The organism is Zooshikella ganghwensis, from assembly GCF_018263875.1.
In the GTDB taxonomy this organism is placed as follows: domain Bacteria; phylum Pseudomonadota; class Gammaproteobacteria; order Pseudomonadales; family Zooshikellaceae; genus Zooshikella; species Zooshikella ganghwensis.
In genome coordinates, this window is sequence record NZ_JAEVHG010000001.1 from 425,539 (window position 1) to 450,444 (window position 24,906).

General features: G+C 40.7%; 29 protein-coding genes. 22 read left to right on the forward strand and 7 right to left on the reverse strand.

What is annotated here, in order from left to right; genetic code table 11:
• Positions 1-136: 136 nt before the first annotated feature.
• Positions 137-700 carry an NADPH-dependent FMN reductase gene (locus KHS79_RS01790; protein WP_212716161.1) on the reverse strand — a complete coding sequence of 188 codons (564 nt, stop codon included), beginning with the start codon at positions 698-700 and terminating at the stop codon, positions 137-139.
• Between the two features lie 90 nt (positions 701-790).
• A complete protein-coding gene (locus tag KHS79_RS01795; RefSeq protein ID WP_027710133.1) occupies positions 791-1,207 on the reverse strand; it encodes a VOC family protein in 417 nt (138 codons plus the stop codon).
• A 192-nt stretch (positions 1,208-1,399) separates the two neighbouring features.
• Here KHS79_RS01795 and soxR point away from each other — a divergent pair, with 192 nt between their 5' ends.
• Positions 1,400-1,840, forward strand: coding sequence for a redox-sensitive transcriptional activator SoxR (gene soxR / locus KHS79_RS01800; protein ID WP_212716163.1), 441 nt, complete (start codon positions 1,400-1,402; stop codon positions 1,838-1,840).
• An 80-nt stretch (positions 1,841-1,920) separates the two neighbouring features.
• Here soxR and KHS79_RS01805 read toward each other — a convergent pair whose 3' ends face one another.
• Positions 1,921-2,676 (reverse strand): substrate-binding periplasmic protein, encoded by a 756-nt coding sequence (locus KHS79_RS01805; protein WP_212716165.1) that lies wholly within the window; start codon positions 2,674-2,676, stop codon positions 1,921-1,923.
• Between the two features lie 568 nt (positions 2,677-3,244).
• On the opposite strand from KHS79_RS01805, the gene KHS79_RS01810 reads away from it, so the two are divergent.
• The 17 genes from KHS79_RS01810 (at position 3,245) to KHS79_RS01890 (ending at position 16,458) form a co-directional block, all read left to right on the forward strand.
• On the forward strand, positions 3,245-3,877 hold the full coding sequence (locus KHS79_RS01810; RefSeq protein ID WP_212716167.1) for a hypothetical protein: 633 nt from the start codon (positions 3,245-3,247) through the stop codon (positions 3,875-3,877).
• Complete coding sequence (locus tag KHS79_RS01815; RefSeq protein WP_212716169.1) at positions 3,874-5,271, forward strand: sigma-54-dependent transcriptional regulator; 1,398 nt, start codon at positions 3,874-3,876, stop codon at positions 5,269-5,271. The genes KHS79_RS01810 and KHS79_RS01815 overlap by 4 nt, the downstream gene beginning before the upstream one ends.
• Before the next feature lie 14 nt (positions 5,272-5,285).
• Complete coding sequence (locus KHS79_RS01820; RefSeq protein ID WP_212716171.1) at positions 5,286-5,813, forward strand: Hsp20 family protein; 528 nt, start codon at positions 5,286-5,288, stop codon at positions 5,811-5,813.
• Positions 5,806-7,950 (forward strand): CDC48 family AAA ATPase, encoded by a 2,145-nt coding sequence (locus KHS79_RS01825; protein WP_212716173.1) that lies wholly within the window; start codon positions 5,806-5,808, stop codon positions 7,948-7,950. The genes KHS79_RS01820 and KHS79_RS01825 overlap by 8 nt, the downstream gene beginning before the upstream one ends.
• Positions 7,951-7,984: 34 nt before the next feature.
• Positions 7,985-8,779: a GvpL/GvpF family gas vesicle protein gene (locus tag KHS79_RS01830; RefSeq protein WP_212716174.1), complete on the forward strand. Its 795-nt coding sequence runs from the start codon at positions 7,985-7,987 to the stop codon at positions 8,777-8,779.
• Between the two features lie 12 nt (positions 8,780-8,791).
• Positions 8,792-9,463 carry a GvpL/GvpF family gas vesicle protein gene (locus KHS79_RS01835; protein ID WP_233468197.1) on the forward strand — a complete coding sequence of 224 codons (672 nt, stop codon included), beginning with the start codon at positions 8,792-8,794 and terminating at the stop codon, positions 9,461-9,463.
• 124 nt (positions 9,464-9,587) lie between these two features.
• Positions 9,588-11,033: an ATP-binding protein gene (locus KHS79_RS01840; protein ID WP_212716178.1), complete on the forward strand. Its 1,446-nt coding sequence runs from the start codon at positions 9,588-9,590 to the stop codon at positions 11,031-11,033.
• A 33-nt stretch (positions 11,034-11,066) separates the two neighbouring features.
• Entirely contained in the window at positions 11,067-11,435 is a 369-nt protein-coding gene (locus tag KHS79_RS01845; protein ID WP_212716180.1) for a response regulator, read from the forward strand.
• 481 nt (positions 11,436-11,916) lie between these two features.
• Positions 11,917-12,138, forward strand: a complete 222-nt coding sequence (gvpA, locus tag KHS79_RS01850; protein WP_212716182.1) for a gas vesicle structural protein GvpA — start codon at positions 11,917-11,919, stop codon at positions 12,136-12,138.
• A gap of 125 nt (positions 12,139-12,263) precedes the next feature.
• Positions 12,264-12,947, forward strand: coding sequence for a hypothetical protein (locus KHS79_RS01855; protein WP_212716184.1), 684 nt, complete (start codon positions 12,264-12,266; stop codon positions 12,945-12,947).
• Positions 12,948-12,959: 12 nt separating this feature from the next.
• A complete protein-coding gene (gene gvpN / locus KHS79_RS01860) occupies positions 12,960-14,000 on the forward strand; it encodes a gas vesicle protein GvpN (RefSeq protein ID WP_212716187.1) in 1,041 nt (346 codons plus the stop codon).
• Entirely contained in the window at positions 14,000-14,311 is a 312-nt protein-coding gene (locus KHS79_RS01865; RefSeq protein WP_212716189.1) for a hypothetical protein, read from the forward strand. Before gvpN ends, KHS79_RS01865 begins: the two co-directional genes overlap by 1 nt.
• Positions 14,312-14,384: 73 nt before the next feature.
• A complete protein-coding gene (locus tag KHS79_RS01870) occupies positions 14,385-15,164 on the forward strand; it encodes a GvpL/GvpF family gas vesicle protein (protein ID WP_212716191.1) in 780 nt (259 codons plus the stop codon).
• Between the two features lie 21 nt (positions 15,165-15,185).
• Complete coding sequence (locus tag KHS79_RS01875) at positions 15,186-15,518, forward strand: gas vesicle protein GvpG (RefSeq protein WP_212716192.1); 333 nt, start codon at positions 15,186-15,188, stop codon at positions 15,516-15,518.
• A gap of 39 nt (positions 15,519-15,557) precedes the next feature.
• The gene (locus tag KHS79_RS01880) at positions 15,558-15,809 is read left to right on the forward strand and encodes a gas vesicle protein (protein ID WP_212716194.1); all 252 of its coding nucleotides are present in this window, start codon (positions 15,558-15,560) and stop codon (positions 15,807-15,809) included.
• Complete coding sequence (locus KHS79_RS01885) at positions 15,793-16,131, forward strand: gas vesicle protein K (protein ID WP_212716196.1); 339 nt, start codon at positions 15,793-15,795, stop codon at positions 16,129-16,131. The genes KHS79_RS01880 and KHS79_RS01885 overlap by 17 nt, the downstream gene beginning before the upstream one ends.
• A gap of 18 nt (positions 16,132-16,149) precedes the next feature.
• Complete coding sequence (locus KHS79_RS01890) at positions 16,150-16,458, forward strand: gas vesicle protein (RefSeq protein ID WP_212716198.1); 309 nt, start codon at positions 16,150-16,152, stop codon at positions 16,456-16,458.
• 12 nt (positions 16,459-16,470) lie between these two features.
• On the opposite strand, the gene KHS79_RS01895 is transcribed toward KHS79_RS01890, so the two are convergent.
• Together KHS79_RS01895 and KHS79_RS01900 are read right to left on the reverse strand one after the other, a co-directional pair.
• A complete protein-coding gene (locus tag KHS79_RS01895; protein ID WP_212716200.1) occupies positions 16,471-17,379 on the reverse strand; it encodes a hypothetical protein in 909 nt (302 codons plus the stop codon).
• Positions 17,380-18,175: 796 nt separating this feature from the next.
• The gene (locus tag KHS79_RS01900) at positions 18,176-18,469 is read right to left on the reverse strand and encodes a putative quinol monooxygenase (RefSeq protein ID WP_212716202.1); all 294 of its coding nucleotides are present in this window, start codon (positions 18,467-18,469) and stop codon (positions 18,176-18,178) included.
• Positions 18,470-19,067: 598 nt separating this feature from the next.
• Between KHS79_RS01900 and aroQ the strand changes: the two genes are divergently transcribed.
• The 4 genes from aroQ to KHS79_RS01920 all read left to right on the forward strand — a co-directional run bounded on the left by aroQ (position 19,068) and on the right by KHS79_RS01920 (position 22,533).
• Positions 19,068-19,559 carry a gamma subclass chorismate mutase AroQ gene (gene aroQ / locus KHS79_RS01905; RefSeq protein WP_212716204.1) on the forward strand — a complete coding sequence of 164 codons (492 nt, stop codon included), beginning with the start codon at positions 19,068-19,070 and terminating at the stop codon, positions 19,557-19,559.
• A gap of 37 nt (positions 19,560-19,596) precedes the next feature.
• Positions 19,597-20,352, forward strand: a complete 756-nt coding sequence (locus KHS79_RS01910) for a transporter substrate-binding domain-containing protein (protein WP_212716206.1) — start codon at positions 19,597-19,599, stop codon at positions 20,350-20,352.
• Between the two features lie 113 nt (positions 20,353-20,465).
• Positions 20,466-21,146 carry a response regulator transcription factor gene (locus KHS79_RS01915; protein WP_212716208.1) on the forward strand — a complete coding sequence of 227 codons (681 nt, stop codon included), beginning with the start codon at positions 20,466-20,468 and terminating at the stop codon, positions 21,144-21,146.
• A complete protein-coding gene (locus KHS79_RS01920) occupies positions 21,124-22,533 on the forward strand; it encodes a sensor histidine kinase (protein WP_212716210.1) in 1,410 nt (469 codons plus the stop codon). The genes KHS79_RS01915 and KHS79_RS01920 overlap by 23 nt, the downstream gene beginning before the upstream one ends.
• A gap of 151 nt (positions 22,534-22,684) precedes the next feature.
• On the opposite strand, the gene KHS79_RS01925 is transcribed toward KHS79_RS01920, so the two are convergent.
• Together KHS79_RS01925 and glpD are read right to left on the reverse strand one after the other, a co-directional pair.
• Complete coding sequence (locus tag KHS79_RS01925) at positions 22,685-23,173, reverse strand: hypothetical protein (RefSeq protein ID WP_212716212.1); 489 nt, start codon at positions 23,171-23,173, stop codon at positions 22,685-22,687.
• Between the two features lie 108 nt (positions 23,174-23,281).
• Positions 23,282-24,808, reverse strand: a complete 1,527-nt coding sequence (gene glpD / locus KHS79_RS01930) for a glycerol-3-phosphate dehydrogenase (protein ID WP_212716214.1) — start codon at positions 24,806-24,808, stop codon at positions 23,282-23,284.
• Positions 24,809-24,906: the final 98 nt, after the last annotated feature.

Below are 24,906 nucleotides of genomic sequence, written 5' to 3' on the forward strand. Positions count from 1 at the left end.
TATAAAAATAGTAAAAAATAAAGATTTGAAAAATCTATTTGGAACAAGTGTCAAAAGATTTGTGAGCAGTAAAGACCAAGGATGCTCTACTGCTATAGGAAGCTTAGAGGTGAGTTATCACTAAAGGATACAATTGCTATTGAACCTCAACTGCAGTGGAAGGTAGCACTGTAGCATTGACTAGCTGGATTACAGACTGTTTGATTTTATTTTCAAATATCGAATTAATAAACTGATTGTTTTTGGTGTCAAAATTATCAAAAAAATTTGGGATAGAAATAGCACCTTGCAGATTTGCGCCCATATAGGATGCTGACTTTTCTGCAGTAGTCAGTACACTTTTAGCTCCATTTGGACCAGGCGACGTGGCGAGAAAAAGAGTAGGTTTATTGCCAAAAAATGCTTTATTAATACGAGAGGTCCAGTCATACAAGTTTTTGAAAGCCGCTGTATAGGTGCCATTGTGTTCTGAAAAAGAGACAATGATTGCATCTGCTTCAGCAAGTTTATGGAAAAATGCTTGGGCGGCTTCGGGAGTGCCTAGCTGTTTTTCTCTTTCTTCACTGAATATTGGCATTTCATAGTCATTAATATCCAGTGTTTCAATTAACGCATTATCGGCCTGTCTGGCGGTATACAATGCTAATAGTCGATTAATCGAGTTTTTACTATTACTTGCCGCAAATGCTAAAATTTTCATGGTCTCACCTTTTTTTAAGCTATTGTAAATGGTGCATACATAAAGTTGTTATGAATTTCGCTATGTGGAGTTATGTATGCACTACCTGTATTATGTTGTAAGATTTCTTTGTTCTGGAGTATCGCTAAGGTATTCAACAAACTCCACCTCGTATCCTGCTGGGTCGATGAAATACACATTTTTTCGATAAGGCTCTGTAGCGCCATCTTTAGCGATTTCAAAACCAGCTTTTTTAAGTCGTGAGATGGTAGCTTCAATATTATTGGTGACATAAGCAAAGTGGGCGAGTCCGACTTGATGACCTTCTAAGTCCCTGTTTTTTCCTTCACCATGATCACTAAATGCTATGTAGTGATAATCATCACCAAAATGCAGCCAATTGCGAGGCTTTCCATACCATTCGCTACTACCTTCGGTACGAACTTTCCAGTGAGGAAAGGCTGCTTGGTAAAAAGTTAATACCTTAGGAATGTCGGATACAACCAGGTTTACATGCTCAAGATACATATTAGGTTCTCCTTATGGTAAATAAAACGTACTGCCAGTGTATTGCTTGGTTCGATAGTCCTTACTATCAGAACTAGACAGAACGCTCTTTGAAATTGCTATCACGGTTTGTGTAGACTAAGAATAAAACCTCAAGTTAACTTGAGGTAAAGTGTTTTTTTTACTATTCTTCAAAAAAATTTTGGAGGTGTCATGGAGCAAGCTACTTGGGGTGTTGGAAAAGTTGCTAAACGCTGTGGGATCAAGGTCAGCACCTTACATTTTTATGAAGAAAAGGGTTTAATTCGTAGTTGGCGTAATACAGGGAATCAAAGACGTTACAAGCGTGATGTTTTGCGTAGAATCTCTGTGATAAAAGCAGCTCAGAAAATGGGGATTAGTTTAGCGGAAATTAAGAAGGCATTTGCTTCTTTACCAGATAATCGAACGCCTACAATAGAAGATTGGCAGCTGTTATCAAGTCGTTGGCGGGATGATATCAATGCTCGCATTGCCTACCTTGAACGGTTACGAGACTCATTAAGCAGCTGTATTGGCTGTGGGTGTTTATCGATGGATAAATGCCCAATCTATAATGAAGAAGACAAATTGGCTGCAGAAGGTCCTGGACCTGTGATATTAGATAGAAAATAGGATCATGGTTCAAAAGTGGGTTAGAGATGTGGCCATATATAACTGTGATTGTATGTGTATTCAACGAAGCAGTAATGCAGTTATTTTTCCCACTTTTTTAATATGTTGTTTAAGCTACCATTCGATCGAATTTTATCTATTGCGCTGGAAATTTTTGAGCTGAGTTCAGTCGGGAAATTCAAATTGGCTGCAATATATATTTGCTTTGTTTCTCCAATAGGGATAAAGCTGAGGTCGCCTGTATTATAGCCAGATTTTTTCCAATTATAAATATCTACATACTGAGATTCGGCTATGGCATCAATTCTATTAAACCTTAATAATCTTGAATTAGTAAATGCATTTTTAACATAAACGATATCCTTAAAGCCAAGCTGTTTTAAAAGTGGAATATGAGCTGAGGCAGCAATGATTCCGATCGGTTTGTCGAATAGTTGATCTAATGTGACTTTTTTAGACGCTTTATATAATGAGATTCTGGTTTGGTAAGTAAAGAGCATAGCAATCCAGGTATAATGTTGCTCTCGTTCTTTAGTTCGAGTAAAGGGAATTATTGCGATTGGTTTATTGTTTGCCTTATGAATGAGATGTTGTGCTCTTTTCCAGGGTAAGCCTAGTTTATAGTTGAATTTAGGTGCGCCGTGTTTGGTAGCTTCTTCTAATATCTCAAAAGCCATTCCACTATTTTTATATTGAGTAGTTTCGCTGGTCTCGTCGAATATCAGTCCATTAAAGGGCATTGACTCATTACCTACAACGGTCACTTCAGTAGCACATGAAATTGAACCAGTAAGAACTAATTTTAATAAAAAAATGCTTTTAAAGTATTTCTTCATGGGCTAGTGGTTAGGTATAGATAGTATTTATAGTAGTTGTAATAGAACGAAAAATATATCCTCCTTTTTTTTAGCCTTTCTTGATGAGAAAAACATACTACTTCTTTAGGAGTATATAAAACGAAGCGATTAAGTCTATTTTTTAATACTTTAATACGGATGTTTTCGGTGGAACTGTTAAACATCATACTCATGAGATTGAATTTTGTTTAGTTTTACTTGGTAGGGGAGGGTATATAAAAAATGAAAATTTTTTGTAACTTATACCCAATACGAATGGTTTTTAGGTGCGGCCATCGAGTGACGAAGCCCCATGAGCCTATATTAATAGGTGATTGGGGTGAGGAGTGAAGATAACAAAACCTAGAAACCATTCGTGAAGGGTATATCTCAGTATCGTTATTTTTACTGTGAGAGTAATTACTTTTAAGGTCAACCTACCTTTAACTGACGAGTATCGTATTTGAGATTTTTGGCTAAGTGTCCATGATTAAACTATAACAATAACTCTTTTATTTCTTCTGCAGAAGGTTTGCATGAATAGTACTGCTATAAATAGGAGTCTTCTATGAGAGAGGAAAATGGTAGCCCATCTCTGGAGAAAACGTCTCAAATTAAACGTCATCTTTTTTATTTTCCTATTGTTCATAGTGTTCAGGATATGGGTAGTCTTGCATCGCATGTTAAGGAAAAACATAAAGCAAAAGACAATCGTAATCATATGGAGTCGATAGCTCGTTTTTGGGACTTGGTTGAAGACGAAGCGCTATCACTTGTGCCCTGTAAAAGCACGGTGCGTATTTATCAGGATGCGCTACCCGTTTGTGACCATGAACAGCAGATTGTTAATGATTTAGTCAAACAGGGCAGTCGTAATCACGCTATTGTACTGCATTTGATGGAGAAGGGGGCTCAAGTAATGGGAACGGAGTCTCCAGATTTACTGCTAGAAGAGTACCATTTGGCTAAACGGGTGATGGAACAAGGTGGTCAGTCAATCACAGACGAAAAAGCAGCTATAGAAATTTTACATAAACGAGATCAATTTATTGCAGAAAGAATTAATAACACCCTGGCAGCAGGAGAGGTCGGCATTGTCTTTTTAGGCATGATGCACTGTATTGAAACGGAGCTTAGCAGTGATATTGAAATTATTTATCCTATTGGCCGGCCCGAAGCGAGTCAGGGAACAGCAAAATGATGCAAAAGCCAATTTTGATTGTGGATGATGACAGCGATTTATGCCAGATGTTATCTATGGTTTTAACTCGGGAGGGCATGAGAACCAGTATTGTTCATAATGGAGATGCAGCTTTGGATTGGCTGGCAAATCGGCAAGCAGCCGCTGTTTTGCTGGATGTCAGGTTACCCGACAAGAGTGGTCTTGATGTAATAAGAGCTATAAAAAGTCTTCATTATGAAGTACCTGTCATTGTTATCAGTGCTTATGCTGGGGTGCTGGATGCGGTGGGTGCATTTAAAGCAGGTGCTTTTGATTATTTACCTAAACCTTTTGAAAATCAGCGATTAATTCTGGCCGTTAATCAAGCGTTATCCAGTTATAATGCATCAGTTGCCGTAGAAAGAAAAAGCACAAAACAGTCGGTCCAAACTAGCCCTGGCGAATCCTTAACTCAACTGATGGGACCGAGTGCAGAAGTGAGTGTACTCAGTAGAGAACTGGAACGGGTTGTGACCACCGACTACTCTGTAATTATTCAGGGTGAGACAGGTACTGGTAAGGAGCTTATTGCTCGTTATCTTCATCATCATAGTTTTCGTGCTAAAGGTCCTTTTGTTGCAGTAGATTGTGGGGCTATTTCAGAAAGCTTAATGGAGAATGAGTTTTTTGGTCATGAAAAAGGTGCTTATACCGGTGCAGATAGACAGCAAATAGGACGTTTCGAAGCAGCTAATGGTGGCACATTATTTCTGGATGAAATTGCCAATCTTTCTTTTAACGCCCAGGCATTGTTATTGCGAGCACTACAAGAACGAGTCATTCGGCGGGTTGGTGGTGTTAAGGATATTCCTATTGATGTTCGTGTGCTGGCTGCCAGTAATGTGGACTTAGAACAGGCCGTAAGGGAAGGCCATTTTCGTGAAGACCTGCTGTATCGTATCAACGACTTTAGCCTACGTTTACCGAGTCTTCGTCAACGTCGTGATGATATTTTATTCTTAGCTCATCGTTTTTTAAAAGAGTGTAATCAGGAATTGAATAAGTCGGTAAAAGGTTTTACTCCTGAAGCAGAACAGAAACTGTTGGACTTTTCCTGGCCAGGCAATGTGCGTGAGTTGCGCGGTGTTATAAGACGAGCCGTTTTGAATGTGGTGCGAATAGTGGATGTGAGTGATATTAGGCTTCGAAAGGATGATTACTGTCTTTATGAGACTCAAGTGTCTCCACATTTACCTATAGAGCTAGGGCAGCGGTCACTCAGACAAATGGTCGCTGACTATAAACAACGACTTGAAGCAGCCATCCTCAGACAAGCATTAAATCAAACGGGAGGTAACAAAGCAGAGGCAGCTCGTTTGCTTCATATCGACTATAAAACCATTCATACCAAGCTTAAAAAACTGGGTATTTGAGCGGAGAACAGGAGATGACTGATAAAAAACATAAGTCGGTTGGCGGCGTTGAAGGCATTTTACGTGGGTTAGGTGACTTAGTTGAAAAACTGGGTGATTTGGCTGAAAAAGGTGAACAGTTAAAACAAGGCGGTGAGTTTGAAAGTAAAACCCATGATGGCAGAGATATTAAAGGCTCCTATGGTGTTTCAGTCAAAGTAGGACTCACAGAAGATGAACAACTGGTGACGCCTTTTGAAAAGGGAGAAGACACATCGAGCATGAGTGAGTCAGCTGTGAAAGAGACGGCTGAGCCGGCAGTCGACGTGTTTGATGAAGGTGACATTATTCAGATCATCGCTGAGCTGCCAGGTATAGGCCCAAATGATGTGACACTGAATCTTCATGGTGATGTATTAACAATTCATGCAGAAAGGGGAGCCAAAAAGTTTTATAAGGAAATGTTATTACCCCACGAGTGCAGTAATGAAGGAATTAGTACTCAGTGTAACAATGGTATTTTAGAAGTGTTATTGAAAAAGCGGGTGGAAAGCAATGAGTGATGCAATTAGCTTAAAAGTCGCTGAAGCACTCTCTAAAGATGTGGGACGAGCCAATGCGCGAATAGATCCTTTGGATATTGAACGGCTTGGAGTAAAAATTGGCGATATTATTGAAGTTAAAGGTGATCGAGGGAGTGCTGTTGCTCGAGTAATGCCTGCTTACCCTGATATGCGAGGACAGGGGGTTATTCAGCTGGATGGTATCACCCGTGGCAACGCCAGTATTGGGCTGGGTGAAAAGATTCAGGTGGAATCGGTAGCCTGGGTGACGGCGGATAAGATTACGCTTACTCCTACGACAGTAACGCCTAAGCCCAAGGATATGGATTACATTGGTAATCTATTAGATGGATTGCCCGTACGGCAGGGAGATCTCATTCGAGTTTCCCTGTTTGCCAGCCGCTCTGCGGATTTTCGTGTGCAGAAGGTATCACCAGGAAAAACAGTGGTTATTCACCCAACCACGACATTAATGGTGGGGCAAGCGGTTGATAAAAGTTCTGATACTACACAACGTTTGTCTTATGAAGATGTTGGTGGGCTTCGCCGTCAGGTTAATCGCATCCGAGAAATGATTGAGCTACCTCTGCGCTATCCCGAAGCTTTTGCCAGGTTAGGTATTGCGCCTCCAAAAGGCGTTTTAATGCATGGGCCGCCTGGCTGTGGAAAAACTTTGATCGCCCGTATTATTGCCCAGGAAAGTGATGCGCGTTTTTTTTCTGTCAGTGGACCAGAAATTGTCCATAAATTTTATGGCGAGAGTGAAGCTCATCTTCGCAAAATTTTTGAAGAAGCGAGTCGTAAAGGTCCCAGTATCATTTTTCTGGATGAGATAGATGCAATTGCCCCACACCGAGAAAAAGTAGTGGGTGATGTGGAAAAACGGGTTGTAGCACAGTTATTAGCTTTAATGGATGGCTTAACCCGGCGTAATAATGTGATTGTTATTGCGGCCACAAACCTACCGAATAATCTTGACTCTGCTTTAAGACGACCTGGCCGGTTTGACCGCGAGATTAGTATTCCTATACCTGACCGGGATGGGCGGCGCGAAATATTAGAAATCCACAGTCGTGGTATGCCGTTGGCCGATGAGGTGGATTTAGACCACTTGGCGGACCTGACTCATGGCTTTGTTGGGGCGGATTTGGAGGCACTGTGTCGTGAAGCGGCGATGAGTGCATTAAGGGAGCTACTACCAGATATTGACTTTAATCTAGCTGAACTCCCCTACCAGCAGCTGTCACAAATGTTTGTCTCAATGGATGATTTTCTTAGCGCTCTACGTGATGTTGAGCCTTCTGCCATTCGAGAGGTCTTTGTCGAAGTACCCAATGTCACCTGGGATGATGTAGGTGGATTGCACTACGTAAAACAGCGATTGGTAGAAGCGGTTGAGTGGCCACTGAAGTACCCTGAATTGTTTGAAAAGGCAGGCGTACAGCCGCCAAAAGGGTTATTACTGGGTGGGCCTCCAGGTGTAGGTAAAACGCTGATAGCCAAAGCGGTAGCCAACGAGAGTGGTGTTAATGTAATTTCAGTGAAAGGCCCTGCGCTTATGTCACGCTATGTCGGTGAGTCAGAGCGAGGGGTACGGGAAGTATTTCATACTGCACGTCAGGCGGCACCTTGTATCATTTTTTTAGATGAGGTGGATGCCCTGATTCCTGCTCGCCATGCTGGTGGGGCTGATTCTAATGTTTCAGCACGGGTTTTGAGTCAGTTTTTAGCGGAGATGGATGGCCTAGAAGAGTTGAAGGGTGTCTTTGTAATGGGGGCTACGAACCGGGTAGATCTCATTGATGCTGCGATGCTACGACCAGGACGCTTTGATGAAATTGTATCTTTGCAGCTGCCTAATCAAAAGGATCGGGAGGCGATTCTAGCGGTGCACTTACGCAATAAGCCACTAGCGGATGGTATTCAGCCCGAAGCTCTGGCAGCACGTACTCCTGGTGCGAGTGGTGCTGAATTAGCTGCAGTGTGTAATCGAGCGGCATTGTTTGCCATTCGACGAACGGTAGAGCAGTCAACTACAGGGAAAGTGGATGACTTGCAGGTGACCATTGCTGTTGAAGATTTTGAGACAGCGATGGCGGAGGTGTTTCCTACCAAAAATGAAGAGTCATTACCTTAGTCGCTAAACCCTGCACCAGGAAAAGGAGTGCCTAATGCAGGCGATTCAGTTAGCTCCTGATGAAGCCATATACCTATATGGCTTCCAATCAGGTGTTCAGTCTGTGCCCACTGACTTATATGGACTGAGTCAGCATCAGCCAGTTATGTGTTTTACGCATGTGGGTTTAACCGCTTATATCAGCAAAGTAAATACCCATGACTTTACAGGGCCTCTGGCGGAGGCACACCTGCAAGATGTACAGTGGCTGACACATAATGCTCAGCGTCATGATGCCGTGCTGGAGGCCCTTGCCCAGCAGGGGGATATTTTTCCTGTCACCTTTGGTTCGTTGTTTTCATCCCTTCAAATACTGCGGGATACCATGTTGGTTCAGCGTCAAATCATTACCCATGGCTTAAAGCGAGTAGCGGGGTGTCGTGAATGGGGGGTGCAAGGGACGTTAGAGCAATCAGCTGCGTTAGATGTACGTTTGCACGAGGCTTTGCAACAGGAACCAACCAATCTTGCGTGTTCTCCTGGTCGTCGTCACTTACAAGTTCAACGCTTAAGACGTGAGCTGGAACGTAGTATGGATAGTTGGTTAGCGACTCAGAAGGAAAGTGTTTTTTCAGTACTCACTGAAGCTGCTCAAGGTTTTTTTGATCGACAACGACAGACGGCGGAACATCAAGTCTTGAACTGGGCATTTTTAGTACCGCACCAGCATGAACAGGCTTTTTTCAGCAGGTTTGCAGCACAGCAGAAAGCAGCCAAGCTTTATGGACTAATACTCTGTTGTAAAGGCCCTTGGCCACCTTATAGTTTTTGTCGTGTTGCTGAGGAGTAAATTGTGCCATTAATGCTTTATGGGGTTGTAAAGCTTGCACCAGGCGATAAAGCGCAAACTTTACCCAATATTGGTGTTAAAAATGGCAATGGCAATGGCAATGGCAATCAGCAGCAGTTGACGTGGCTAATGCAGAGCGAATTGGCAGTGTTAGTCAGAGAGGTAAATACGTTAGCAAGAGACCAGAATGCTGCTCTGGAATTTGGGCGGGTTATTGAAGCGATTCACCAACAAAGAGATATCGTGCCAATCCGCTATGGCTGCTTGCTAGCTGATGAGCAACAAGTGCGAGAAATGCTAAAAAAACAGGCAGTGCAGTATCAGGCATGGTTACATCAAATACAAGGTTGCGTCGAAATGGGGGTAAGCATTCTGAATGAAAAGATGCTGACTGATGATAGCCCTACAACAGGTATTGCCTATTTACAGTGGCGCCAGCAGCAGTACCGACCTACAAAGTTGGTCGAGGCTGAGGCTGTCTTAGAATTTTTTGTCGCAGGTTATTATCGAGATCGACTTAGTGAGACTATATCACTGTGTACAAAGCAAATTCTTTCAATTGTCTATCTTGTTCCCAGGAAACGACTGCCCCACTTTCAGTCAGCATTAGCTAAATGCCTTGAGGATCAGCCTGATTGGCAATTAACAGGACCTTGGCCACCTTATAATTTTGTTCAACGTTAACTGTTAAATTTTTTCCTAAAGTCATTAGCGATCACATACGAGTACTGTTGTCCAATCACTGAAATATTTAATTCATCACTTGTGGGGCTGATGCTGAAACTTCATGGACTGAAAAAGGCATGTTATGGATAACGATTACAACAGTCTGTTTTATCATGCGCTACTGGATGCTATTCAGGCTTCGGTACTGGTTGTAGATGACAAGCTTCGTATTCTGTCGGCAAATCGTAATTTTTTAGAAAAAGGACGGCGTAGTGCCAGTAATACGTTAGGGCGTCCTTTGGCTGAAGTTATTCCCCGGGTAATTCTCGAAAATACTGATATTGAAGGTCGTATTCAGGATGTAGCCAAAAGTGGCGTTCCCTTGCACGGTCAACGAATGACTTATCGTGCGCCTGGTATACCCATGCGGATTTATTACTACTCTTTGCAACCCATCAAAGTAGCAGGTCATCGACCACAAATTATGATCTTGCTTGAAGATATTACTGAGCAGGTTCGGTTGTCAGAGGAGGTGAGGCGAGTAGAACGTCACCTGGCGTCTGTGGTCAACAGTGCCAGTGATATGGTGCTATCGATTGACATTGAAGGACGAATTTTGACGTGGAATCTGGCTGCGGAACAATTAACAGGCTTTAGTTTTTTTTCTGTAAAAAATACGCAGTTTTTGAAATGGTGTGCTGAATCTCACCAGGCTGAAGTACGCAAAATGTTAGCGGGAATGCTGTCAGAAGATTTATCGCGTACCGCTGAATGGCCTCTAATTAAAACAAATGGTAGTAGTATTTTAGTGTCTTGGGTCTTGTCTCCTATGAAAGATGATCATGGTAAAACCATTGGTGTGGTTGCGGTGGGACGTGATTTAACTGAACAAAAAAAAATGGAATTACAATTACGTCAGTCGCAAAAACTAGCTGCACTAGGGGTTATGGCGGGAGGTATTGCCCATGAAATCCGTAATCCATTAGCAGTGTGTTCTTCTGCTGCGCAGTTTTTATTAGAAGACAATTTAGAAGAACCATTTCGCAAAGAGTGTGCACGTAAAATATGTATTGGAATTCAACGCACATCAACCATTATTGAAAATCTACTGCGTTTTGCCCGCCCTTCCACTAAAACGGAAATGGCCGAGGTTGAGTTAGGAGATGTTATTAAACAGACGTTGAACTTAATTGAAAATGAAACTCGCCTGCAGAAAATTGCTATCGATGTGCAGTTTGATGGAAAAGAAGTCATGGTTAGAGGCGAGCCAACGTTGTTACAGCAGGTATTTATGAATTTATTTTTAAATGCCATCAATGCGATGCCAAATGGTGGCAAATTAACAATCCGGGTTTACCAGTTAGATATGGAAGTGTTTGTTGAGGTGATTGATACCGGAGTGGGTATTCCTAGTAATATGTTAGAGCAAATTTTTGACCCTTTTCATACAACATCTGTAGTGGGAGAGGGCACGGGGTTAGGTTTGTCGATTTGTTACTCTATTGTCCGGCAGCACTTAGGGGGTATTGATGTGGATAGTAGTCCCGAATGGGGAAGTCGCTTTACCATCCGGCTGCCTAAACTGTAACAAGCCAAGACAAAGACCAAAAGGGAAGATGTGATGTTGCCAGACCATACTGCCATTTTATTGATTGATGATGAAGCTGACATGTGTTGGGCAGTTAAGCGCATTCTTGTTGGTAGAGGCTACCAGGTTACAACAGTGGATACTGGTGAACAGGCTATAGCTCAAGTACAACAGGTGTGCTATCCGCTTATTTTTCTTGATGCCAAGTTACCTGATATTGAAGGTTTGCAGTTAGCAGAGCGGATAAAACACATGTTTCCAAATACCCATATTATTTTTTTAACGGGATATTATTATCGCGATGATCCCGTGGTCACTTCGGCCCTGGCAAAAGGTATTATTGATGGTTTTATTGCTAAGCCATTTAATAATGAAGATGTTTTGAACGCGCTTACTTTCTAGGGTCTGTTAATACTATTTGAATATTACCGTCATCACCCTTCGGGCCGAAATTATTTTTCCACTGAGCGGTGTTACAAGTCATTTATGTAGAATGACTACACGGCATTCGTTGTGCCTTGCTAGTCTAAAAATGTACCTTGCTAGGCTAAAAAAGTGCCTTGCTAGGCGAAAATATAGTCTACGGCAGTGCTGATTCAAATAGTGTTCACAGGCACTAATAGAAACGTTTTATCCCCTAATTTAAGGTTATGGTGTGAATGCAATAAAAAACTATGGTGTAAATACCATAGTATGGTGTTAACGCCATACATTTAAGCGTACGGATATTAAGTCATAATAAGAATTGATAACAGTACATCACTATTTTTCTTTATTTTTAAAGAGTTAGCTTTCACCACTGATAGATTTTGCGATTGGCGCCACTGTTGCACAGGAGAAGGTGGTTCTTATGAACCTTTCACCTACTCATATAAGGAGATACATGATGGCTAATGTTGCAAAATCGACTGATTCTTCAGGCTTGGCTGAAGTGGTAGACCGTATCCTTGATAAAGGTATTGTGGTTGATGCTTGGGTTAAAGTGTCATTGGTAGGCATTGAGTTGCTATCAGTTGAGGCGCGGGTAGTGATTGCCTCTGTGGAAACCTATCTAAAATATGCTGAAGCGATTGGTTTGACTGCCAGTGCTGCTGCACCAGCTTAAAGTAAATCATAGAAAGTGCGAGCCTCCCCCTCTGGTAAAAAGATGTTACAAAAAATCAGAGGGGGAAGTTCGCCTTTGCTCGTTGCTTAATTTGGATTTTCGCAGGTACGAAGGAGAGGTCTGATATGGGTGCCATCGCAAATGACATGAACAAGCTAAAGCATGATATTGCTGTACAGCGTCAGCAACGTCAGGAAATACTAAAAAAAATACGAAAGCAAAGTCTGGAGCTAAGTGCTCAGGTCAACCAGAATATGCAGCAGATAAAGAACCAGCGTTTGAGTAAACGTGGTCGTGAAGCGCGAGAAAGGTTGAAATATGTCACTACACTGGCCTCAGATGTTGCAAGAATGTTGATGCATTTTCAACAGCAGCGGGTTGATGGTGGTCGGGCTCGTGCCACAGATCGTGCTGAATACCTTGCGAATATGCGGGAAGGAATTCACCAGCAGCTCGGTCAGTTTCATCGGCGTCGTTTACATGATGAAGAAAAAAGACATCAATCAAGCTCATACAAGAATAAGCATGAACAGTATAAAGCTCGTAACGCACCTCAAGAAAATGTCACTAAGGAATATATTGCTGAGCAGTTAACGCAAGAAGTCAGTGAAGCCAGGGATCAGCTTCAGGAAGAGCTTGCAACAGCTAAGTCAATATTAACGGATGTTGCTGATAATGTTAGAAGTTCACTGAAAACAGCTGTTGAAAATGTGGAAGCTGAAAAAAGTACGGAAACTGTCGCTAGTGCTCGTCGTCCTCAAAGTACCTCTAGTCGAAATAAGAAAATTAATAAGCCTGAGACTGAATAAGGAGTGGTTAACATGAGCTTGATAAACGGTGTATCCACTGAAATGTCACAAAGTAGTGACCAAGTGATACCCGAAGCCAGTGATTCTTATGTTTCCACCCCTTATATTGATGCCATTGTCGAGCGGGCACTGACCTATCTTCACAGTGGCTACCCCGTGCATATTGCTGGACCTTCAGGTACGGGTAAAACAACGCTGGCCTTTCATTTGGCAGCACTTTGGGGGCAGCCTGTCACGTTAATTCACGGCAATGCTGAGTTTGATACTTCAGATTTAATTGGCTCAGATAATAATGGCTTTAATCGCAGTAAACTGGTGGATAATTACATTCATTCTGTCGTGAAAACACAGGAAGAAATGCGTAAGGTCTGGGTTGATAACCGGCTAACGACGGCCTGTCGGGATGGTGATACGTTACTATACGACGAGTTCAATCGTTCACGACCGGAAACAAATAATGTGCTGCTCTCAGTCCTATCGGAAGGTATTCTCAACCTGCCAGGTCTAAGGTCCTCTGGGGAAGGGTATTTAACGGTTAGTCCAAATTTTAGAGCGATTTTTACCTCAAACCCTGAAGAATATGCTGGAACACATAAGACACAAGATGCATTGATGGATCGGTTGATCACATTACGGTTGGATCATCCTGACCGAAATACAGAGCTGAAAGTGATCTGTGCTAAATCTGGACTGGAAGAAAAAGAAGCGGCTTATGTCGTGGATACTGTCCGGGAATTACGTAGTTATCATGATCACCAGCTACGTCCCTCTCTGCGGGCAGGTATTGCGATTGCTCGTATTCTCTATCAAGCAGGACATAAACCTCGTTGTGGTGATCATTTTTTCCATCATGTGTGTTATGACGTACTAAGTATGGAAACCGCGAAAATCCAGCATGAAAACTGTTCTGTTTTTAATAAAATGGTGGATCAAATTATTGCTCAGGTATGCCCTCCTTTACCTGCTAGAGCAAACCGGGGAAAACAAGGAGGAGGTCCATCGCCAAGAAAAACATCGACAACGCAAGCTAAAAAAGCGGTAGGGGATACCTGATGGCTATAAAAACAAGCCGACCACCTAAGACATTATCAACGTTAAAGTCTGCAACGCATCATAAAGGGGGGGATGGTCGTCATTATATCAACTATTTTCAAATAGGTGCGTTAGAGCTGGAACGGTCGCGACGAGAAATGGAGCGCGAAGCAGCCCTGAAAAAAGTGGCCGAAATTGACCAGCGTTTAGCAAAAATCAACATTGAAATTAATGAGTTATTGCAAGCGGCAGATGTTATGCCACAGCCAAAGATTACTAAAGCAGCACCTGCTCGAGCAGTTAAAAAAAAGGGAATTAATATTAAGTATTAAATGGCTTAAATAAAATCTTGCAATAAGCAACAAGGCTTGCATAACAAAATCCCTGACAGGGAAGGGGGGTAAAATGAGTACACAGTCCAGTCATAAAAGTAAGTTTATCTATGCACTGGTTGACTCAGCAGACTTGAGTATATTTAACGTGCGAGGAGTCAATAAAAGTACAGTTTATAGTGTGGCCAGTAATGGTATTGCAGCCATTGTCAGTGATCTGGACAAAAGTCGAGTGCGGCCGGATCGCCGTAACATTATGGCTCACAGAGCAGTCCTTGAGCAGTTAATGGAGCAGTGTAATGGTGTACTGCCTATGCGCTTTGGAATTGTTGCGCAAAATAGTATGGCGGTTAAAGCGTTAATGTCTGCCAATGTGGTGTTAATAAAGGAGCAAATGCAGCGCGTTTGGGGGCAAGTAGAAATGGGGCTGCGTGTGACCTGGGATGTCGATAATATCTATGAATATTTTGTGGCAACTCATCCTTTATTACGTGAAGCAAGAGATAGCATAATGGTTGGTGGTAGGGAGGCTTCCCGGGCGGAAAAAATTGAGCTGGGACGTATTTTTGACCAAATGTTGTCTGAAGAACGAAAACAGTACACGGATACTGTGGTAGATGTACTACAAAATTATTGCACTGAAATAAGTGTGGGTACACCAAAAGTAAATAATGAGGTCATGAACCTCTCATGTCTTGTTAAAAAAGATGAGCAAGATGCCTTTGAAAGAGGAATTTTTGAAGCATCAAAATTATTTAATAATGATTATCTCTTTAATTACACTGGCCCGTGGGCGCCTCATAGTTTTGTCGATTTAGAGTTGCAAACACCGCAGAAGCAGACTGTACTCTAAGTAGGACACAGGAGGTGTATTATGTTACTTCTGGATGACATTTTATTATCCCCTGCGAAAGGGGTTATGTGGATATTTCGGGAAATTCATAAACAAGCTGCAGAGGAACAGGGGCAAGAGAGTGAACGCATTAGGGATGCACTAGCTGAATTATATCGTCAATTAGAAACGCATCGTATTACTGAAGACGAGTTTGAGGAACAGGAAGAGCTTTTGCTCAATCGTTTGGATGAGCTGGAAGCAGAAGAAGAAAATATGCAAATAGAAAATGTCGAAGAGCAAGAAACAAGTGAACAGGTTGATCAAACTCAGCACGTACTATCTGATGAAAAAGAAGAAGAGCTGGTAGATTAAGGTTTTTTATCAGGCTTGTTGATAAAAGTGGAGTATGAAATGGCTCGCTTTCAGACGGAAGCAGAACAACAGCATATTTCGTTATGTGAAGCGCTGGATAGAATTCTAAATAAAGGTGCTGTAGTGGTAGCTGATATTAGTATTTCAGTCGCTAACATAGATTTAGTCTACATTAGTTTACAAGCTCTTATTACATCAGTTGAAACGGGGCGTATTTATGCAAACCAGGCAAAAGCTGATTATCAAATAAATGCTGAGGAACCTAAGAGAGAGTATGACCAGGCCATTTGATGATTGCACTTTACCTGAAAACCTGAAACTCGAACAGCGAGATAAAGAGTCTGCCTCTGATGTCCAAGTGAAGCTGGGTGGTGAACCCTTACAAAATGGTTTAGCTCAGTTGGCATTAACGTTAATTAAACTGTTGCATGAACTGATGGAGCAACAAGCCATACGACGCATGGATTCAGGATCATTAACGGAAGAAGAAGTTGAGCGCTTGGGTATGACATTAATGCAACAGCAAGAGGAAATAGATCGATTAAAGCGGGTATTTCATCTTAACGATGAAGATCTCAACTTAGATTTAGGACCATTAGGTAAGCTTTTCTAATTTTCAAAGGTAGGTAAAATGAGTGGTCAACAGACACTGACCCATGCCACTGATAGTACAACCGTTGCCGACTTATTAGAGCGAGTACTGGATAAGGGCTTGGTAATCAGTGGGGATATTCGTATTAAGTTAGTGGATGTTGAGTTATTGACTATTGAAATACGGCTGCTGATTTGCTCTGTGGATAAGGCGGTTGAAATGGGGCTGGACTGGTGGCGTGGTAATCCCGCGTTTGCCCCAGGTACCCTTGAAAATAAAGATTCCTCGCCACTGGAAAAAAGGCTTGAAAAACTCGAACAGCAACTGGCTAATCAGTCATCAAGTTAAATCGATAATTTGTCACTGCTTCAGTAAAGAAATTTCTTTCAGCCCTGTTAATACCTCTTGACCTCGACCTTCTTTAGGCCAGCCAATAATTTGTTTTTTTAACTCGCCATTATTATAAAAATATAAGGTGGGAGTACCCCAATATGTAATTTCTGGCCAGTCTGTGCTGGAATAAGTATATTTAATGTGAATGGGTTTATTTCGTCTATTACTTTTCAGCATCTCTTCTATATTAAAATAGCCGTCCACTGGTGTTATCCAGATTGAATGTTTGGCAAAAATATTGAACAGGCTGGGTTGCTGTCGTAGCCATTCCATAAAGCGGCGTGAAAAACCACACATGGGGGAGCTTATGACAACTACATAACCACCTTTAGGAAAACTAAAAGTCTCTTGTACCAGTTTTTTGCCGTTGTCGGCCAGTCTCAGTAGTGTTCGCTCGTGCGTTTCGAGTAACTCAATACTCGGCGTGATGGGTAGCCCTATATCAGAAAATGTATATTCAAGTTGTCTTGCTTGCTCGAATTGACGCACACTTATATAGGCGCTATGCATTCTTTCAATGGCATCCTTATTTCGATCACCACGCTTTAATTTCTCGTCAAAAACAGATCGCATGTAGTCCACGTGATTTTTATTTTCAGTATAAAAAACAATGGATATCATACTACGAAAAAGGCTATCCAACGCTTTATTATTTAATGATTTAATCGGTTGGCGGTTCTGAACGCAACGTTCAAATAAACGCTGGTAGTGTATTGATACTGTGGAGGGTGATGACATCATTTCTTGAGTATCAATGATCTCGATGTATTCTGCTATTTTTCCTGCATCAATGTTTTTAGTATCGTTGCATTTAAACTGTATTTTGGCGGAAGCGGTGTTGGCTATAACGAGTAAAATTATAGTGGAAATATGCATGTTTTAATCCAGGCTAGTCCATGCCAATACTTAGAGATTGTCGCAAAAGATTCAATGCAAAGAATAGAAAGCTCTGTTGAGATTGCTTATTCTTTGCCTGTTGATGCCCATAGTAAAGTAATCAGAAAATAAAGCAAAAAATAAATTAAAAACAGCAATTGTTGTGCAAACCTCTTAGCTCAATACTTGAAATGCTTTACTAAAGCACCATTGCTCAAAGTCTGCATAACGCTCATCGAACACGCCGTGAATCCTTCCCTGGAGGCTTGGTCGCCGCATCCTTGCGGCAAACAGTTCGACGAGCATTATCCAACCTTTGTCTCTCCGGCCTACATCGAAAAACAACAAGTGTTCATTTGGGCATCACCCTTCCTTAAAAAACATCATCCAAAGCAGAGTGTTGGCAAAACGACGGATGAGGTTGTTTACGGAGCAACTGCTGGGAGCAGTGTGAGTGGCAGAGGCTATGGATGGCCTTCTGATACGGGCGGAGTAAATAGCCTTATTCGTCGTGTTTTCCCTCATACCCTTCGCGAATCACTCTGAGTATGACTAGCCTGACAGTTTTGCCCTCCCTATCTGTATATCGATTAACATGACACTATTCCACTGTTACAGAATAAAACCAATATAAACATACTGTATTATTGCTGTTTAGATGTGCCTGTTGTTGATTGCTGTCTTTCGATGGGGGGCTATGGCAATGGATAACATACGTTGAATGGTTTGCCGCAAAGATGCGGCAAACAAGCTGCTTGGGAAGAGTTCATGGTGTGTTTTTAGAAGTCACTTCAGTTTATGCTTCGACCTTATGTAGTTTTTCAATTTCGATTGATTTGAGTTTTTGTTCAGTATTTTTAATAAACGCTTTTAAGTGCTCCTGTTTTTCATGCTCTTCCAACAATGCTTCACTCTCCCAAATTTCATAAAAAACAAATTGACATGGGTTATTAATATTTTGGTGTAAATCATATTTAATAACACCAGTATCTTGTCTTGATGCTGTAACCAGCTTCAATAGCTCACTTTGAATATACTCTAGATGCTCTGGTAAAGACTCAACTTTTGCTATGACAATAATATTTTTCATTATTTTACCTTTATTAGCTGTAATCAAAGGTTAAACATCTGTTTAAAACTACATAATCAATCTATTGGTGTTTGTATTTTGCTGATCTACTTTACTCAACAGTACCCAAAATAACAAATTACGGATGAGATGAAATATTAACTATTTTTAATAAAGCGACAAGCCTGCAAACACAACTGACCAAAATGACTCAATAAGCCCATAAACAGGTGTTTATCGGGTGAGTAGGGAGATTAACAATTATTAATTATCACGTGGTTTGTAACGTGCTTGCGGAAATTACTTATAAGTAATGGAATCATGATTGGTTATGATTCGATCTAACCTTGTGATGGTGTTCACTATTTTGGGCTTCGGAGGGAATCTTCACTGTTAGGTGACATTGTCCATCGTGCTGGACTTTCAGTATTTATAGCCTAACCGATGGTTGAGTATCAGAAGGCACGAGGTTTTGAATGTGACATTTATTATAGTTTTATCCTTTGAGGATAATTGAAGATATAAATTTTACTTCACTATTAAATTGTAGTGTTATTCCTGTCTCGATTTAGTTTGTAAGCGTTACCCATAACAAAGTGTTTTTAGGGTTTGTGGTCTGATGAGTGAAATGAAAGAGATTTGTAGTATTATCAACCAACGATTATTGCTTGTGTTAGACGTTGCATTATACAAAATACACAATAATCAGCCTATTGAAGATATTCTACAAGAAAAGCGAATACTCGTGCACAGTAAGTATGTTGCTTATAAGCACGGTTTAAATGAAGAATCATTAGCTAATTTTTTTAGTATGTTAATGGTTGCCGCTAAGTTAGTTCAATATAGATTTTTCGCCAAAACACTGATTTATCAGCATGAGGTGGATTCTCAGTTAGTGAAAGATTTAAATGGAAACGTACGTCCCGCATTAAATAAACTTGGACAACAGCTTATTTCCTTAATAAAGCAAAAAATTGAAATTAATGGACCATTTACAGAAAATGAGTGGGACCAATTTATGCAGATGACTTCAAACGACTGTTTATCTAGTGCTGAGAAGCGTTATCTTTTTGAAAGTCTGAAACAGATTAGATTGAATGATGAAAAGTAAGTTTAATCGCTGTTCATTTTTATAGGTATTTAGTGCTGTGAAAAAAATTATTTTTTTTATGTCTTTGTTATGTGTAGTTAATGGTTATGGTGATGACTGGTCAATGGTGAAGGAAAGAGGAATACTTCGTGTTGGAACAACAGGAGATTATGCACCCATAAGCTTTACCAATAATGAGGGTAAGCTTCAAGGGTTTGCTATTGATATGGCTGAGTCACTGGGTAAAGCATTAAGTTTGAAGGTAGTATTTATAAAAACTTCATGGCCAACACTATCTCAAGACCTCGAAAGTAATAAGTTTGATATTGCTATGGGTGGAATCACCTATACTAAAGAACGTGCTAATGCATTTTTACTTACATCAAAAGTGATTGAAAATGGTAAAATTGCTTTGGTTCGGTGTGAAGATTCTATGCATTATACATCAGAAAAAGTGATTAACAGTGCTGCTGTGAAAGTGGTTGTTAATCCTGGTGGCACAAACGAACGATTTGTAAAATCCCGATTGGTAAATTCAACCGTTATTAATGCAAAAGATAATTTTGTGCCCTTTGGTATGTTACTGAACAAACAAGCGGATGTAATGGTAACAGATTTAATTGAAGGTCGATATCAAAGTCGTTTACATAAAAACAAACTTTGTGTTGCCAATAATCAGCCATTCTCAGGTACAGAGAGTTACAAGGTTTACATGGTGCAAAAAGATAGCAAAATGCTGTTAACAAAAGTAAATGATTGGTTATCAGCTGTCGATGTTAATGCTTTAAAACGTAAATGGAAAATTGATCCTTAGTGATTATTTTTTATGACTAAATTAGCCGTAGGGCTTAAGTAAAAGTAGTATGATAGTAAGGTGCAGGTGATTTAAACGCAAACTTAATATGATAGGGTGTTAGAGATCATCCCATGAAAATACTGGTTATTGAAGATGACGCCAAAATAGCGGGTAATATTGTTGGCTATTTATCGAATGCAGGTCACTGTGTTGATGCGGCTGACACAGGACCTACAGGCTTGATCCAGTGTGCTTCTACACAATATGACTTGCTCATTGTTGATCGAATGTTACCAGGATTGGATGGGATATCACTCATAAAATCAATTCGTCAACAAGGGATACATACACCCGTGTTGATGGTGACTGCGCTAACGGATGTTAATCAACGAGTTGAGGGGCTTGAAGTCGGGGCCGATGATTACTTGTGTAAGCCCTTTGCGTTTGCCGAGCTGTTGGCGCGAGTCGAGGCTTTGTATCGACGGTATAAGACAAATACTATTGATGAACCTTTTTTACAAGTACATGATTTGACATTAAATCTAGTTACCCATGAAGTTGAGCGGGCTGGGGAAAAAATACAACTAAAGCCAAGAGAGTATAGGCTTTTAGAGTATCTTGTGAAAAATGTAAACCAGGTTGTGACTCGATCGATGCTGCTTGAAAAGGTGTGGGACTATTATTTTGATCCTCAAACTAATATTATTGATGTACATATTAGTCGGCTCAGGCACAAGGTTGATAAAAATCATAAAGTGAAATTAATTCTTACTATTCGGGGAGCTGGCTATGCCATTAAAGCGCCTCGTTAGCTTTATTCGAGACTTTCTTTTCCGTGCTCCATTATTCGTTTGTTTAAGCCTGTGGATGGGTATAACGCTCTCGTGGTGTTTATTGTATCCTCAGGTGAATAATGCCATTTTAGCTGAGCTTGCCGATCGGGTCACCTATATGACCGATCCCGTGATAGATGAACTCCTTTATGATAAAACAAGTAATAAAGTGGTTCGGCCTTCTTCTCATGACTTTGTTGAAAAACTTATTAAAAGCCTGAATGTTAAATTTAGTGAGCAGTACTTGATTAGTAGTATATATGTTCAAGTACTGGATGAAAATAAACAAGTCCTCTATTTTAACCTACCACAAAGTAATTCTTCACCAGTTATAAAACCCGTATGGAAAGATTTTGAGATTATCGAAGTAGCTGATATTAATTACTTTGTTTATATATTAAAGCTTGCTGATGGCGGTGTTTTTAAAATTGGTTCAAATGCAAATGATGCAATTGAATTTGTAGAGTATATACAAACAGTTATTCGTTATATTGTTATTGTTTCATTTATTGTTGCGTTACTGTTGGGTATATTCCTTCAGTATCGGCAGGCTAGAAAGGTTAATCACATACTCCAGTATTGTGATTTAGCAAAGGAAGCACCACATATACAGCTTCATGTTGCTGCTGCATCAGGTGAGTTTGAACAAGTTTACCAACGAATTAATGAATTATTACGTTCTGCGAATGCTAAGATCAATGATTTACAAGATTTTTCGGCGAAAATCGCTCATGATATGCGCAGTCCTTTAACTCGACTGAGAGGGCAACTTGAGTTTCTGCTTAATCAAACAACTATAGAACATAAAGATATAGAATTACTTTTAAGTGAAATTGAGCGATTAGAAAAGAACTTTTCATCACTCATGACAATTTCTCAGTTGGAATCTAAGTCCTTTGAACATCGAGATATTAAATTTGATTTCCGACAGCTATTGGTTGATTTGAAAGAGATGTATCAACCTGTTTGTGAAGATCATAAAATAAAGTGTGAATGGCAACTGTGTGATGAGTCAGTATGGCAAACAGGGAATCCCAATTTATGGCTTCAGGCATTATCAAATATTATTGATAATGCACTAAAATTTACCCCTACACATGGAAAAGTAACATTATCATTAGTGCATGATAATGCACCTATAGTGCGTATTACTGATACTGGTTCAGGCATTCCTGAGCATGAGCGAGAAAATGTGTTTAAACGGTTTTATCGCATGGATAAGCACTATCGTGTTCAAGGGAGTGGTCTTGGGCTTAGTATGGTGAAAGCAATCTGCAAATATCATAACGCTCATGTCTCATTGGAAGGAAATCATGGCTTAACGGTAAAAATAAAGCTGGACGCACATACTGATGATAAAGCTTAATAATCGTACAGTATATTTTATGAGTGTGTAAAACAGTAGCAGGGTACTGTTAACGTTTCGATGTAAGATAAGGCTACAGGCAAAAAATCCATTAGGTTGAGTCACTGACTGATAAAGGAATCATCAAGTAGTCAGGCAGTGACTTTATGGGTTATTTGTCATCAACGCTGTAGTTGCTTTTTAACAATGTTTCAAAGAGCGCAGACTCGGATTCTTTATTAATGGTTGTCGGGTTGTAATGTTGGTCAATAAGCGGGTCTTCACAGTTGAGTAGTGTACGCAATATTTCATAAGCATCTTCAAAGGTTGGGCTTTTACCTTTAAATGTTAACTCCCAAGTAACATCTTCTCCCTCTGAGGTATCATCAATCGTGGCGGTAAACTGGTAGTCCTCAGTTACTTCATCAAGCTCTTCTTCTCCATTATCTAGTGCATTTGCTTCAGCTTCGCTGGCAGATAAATTATGTTCATCTTCAAAAATGGCATCTTCTTCAATAATGCCTTTCCCTTTAGCGATGAGTCGATGGCGGGGAATTTGCTGGTCGGGAATATTAAGCTCAGTGAATTGATGGCTTTCCAGCTCGCAATGGTCAAAGCTTAAGAAACGCTTTTGATAGAGAATCTGGTCTTGAGCTGACATATTACAGTTACCTTTAATGTTGTCTATAGCGGTTGCTATGGATTTTTAACTGGTCTATTTACGCACAAGCTGTTTGAAATGTCATGGTGCACTGTAGCTCTCAATGGTTTAACACGCAATATCGTGATTTTTCTCTAAATAGTAACGTAAATAATTAAGCTGATTATGGGTTAACTCAATACCTGCCTTTGTGCGTCGCCAAATAATATCTTCCAGTGAATTCGCCCACTCATGGGTTATCAGGTAGTCAACTTCTTTGCCGTAAAGTCCTGCACCAAAATACGGCCCAAGCTCTTCTACTTGTTTAACATTGTTTAACAATATAGTGGCTCGTGTTCCATAATTAGTACAATACCGGGTAACAATTGATTTTTCTAACCAGGAGTAAGTAGCGTACATCGTTTCGCAAAACTGCTCAAAACCATCAGTAAACTGTCCACCTGGCATTGGCGTGAAAGCCGTCCAGCCTTCAGACATTGTTGGGAAGTAGGGACGTAGATTTTCCATGGCCGCATTGGCTAATTTACGATAGGTGGTTAGTTTTCCTCCAAAAATATTAAGCAAAGGCGCTTTTCCACCTTCATCATCAACGGTGATGGTATAGTCACGAGTAATTGCAGACGGGTTTGGTGATTCATCATCACACAGTGGTCTGACGCCAGAATAGCTGTAGATAATGTCAGCAGGTGAAATGTGTCGTTTAAAGTGGCTGTTAGTAATGGATATTAAGTAGTCAACTTCCTGAGCTGAAATCTGGATATCACGGGGGTTGCCATTATATTCGACATCTGTGGTACCTATCAGTGAGTAGTTATCAAGATAAGGAATCACAAAAATAATACGCTGATCTTCGTTTTGTAAAATATAGGCTTCGTCACTTTCGTACATTTTAGGTACCACAATGTGACTGCCCTTAATCAATCGTATACCATAACGTGACTGCGTGTGTGTGGCTCCTTTGATAAAATCAACGACCCATGGGCCTGTTGCATTGATAAGCCCTTTACAAAACACTTGTTGTGTTTGCTGGTGACGGTCTTTTAGCTCAATACACCAAAGGTTATTTTCTCGCTTTGCAGATATGCAACTGGTGCCATTTTTGATGATAGCGCCGTGCTCAGCAGCTGCAAGTACATTGTGAATCACTAGTCGGGCATCGTCGACCCAGCAGTCTGCGTATTCAAATCCCTGCTTGATTTTATCATCTAAAGCCGAGCTACCATTGAATTTCACACCTCGAGAACCTGGTAATGTTTCTCGCTTACCCAAATGGTCGTACAAAAACAGTCCTGTTCTGATCATCCAGGCTGGGCGTAAATGAGGTTGGTGAGGTAAAATAAAACGCATTGGTTTAACAAGGTGAGGGGCGACTTTTAAGAGAACCTCTCTTTCCTGTAAAGCCTCTTTTACTAGGCGAAACTCGTAGTGTTCTAAATAGCGCAAGCCTCCATGTATTAGCTTGCTACTTGCAGAGGATGTGGCTGAAGCAAAGTCTTTTTGCTCACAAAGTAAAACTTTGAGTCCTCTGCCGGCAGCATCAGCAGCTACACCTGCGCCATTAATCCCACCTCCAACAACAACTAAATCTAAAGGTGTTTCTGGTGTAGTACCTATTTCTTGTTGTATTTGAGTCATAGATGCATTCCATGTTTGTCATGTCCATAAAGAGTATTCGAATTCGAACATTTTGTTGTATTTTAAACATTAAGTGTCGTATAGCAAGCGTCTTAGCA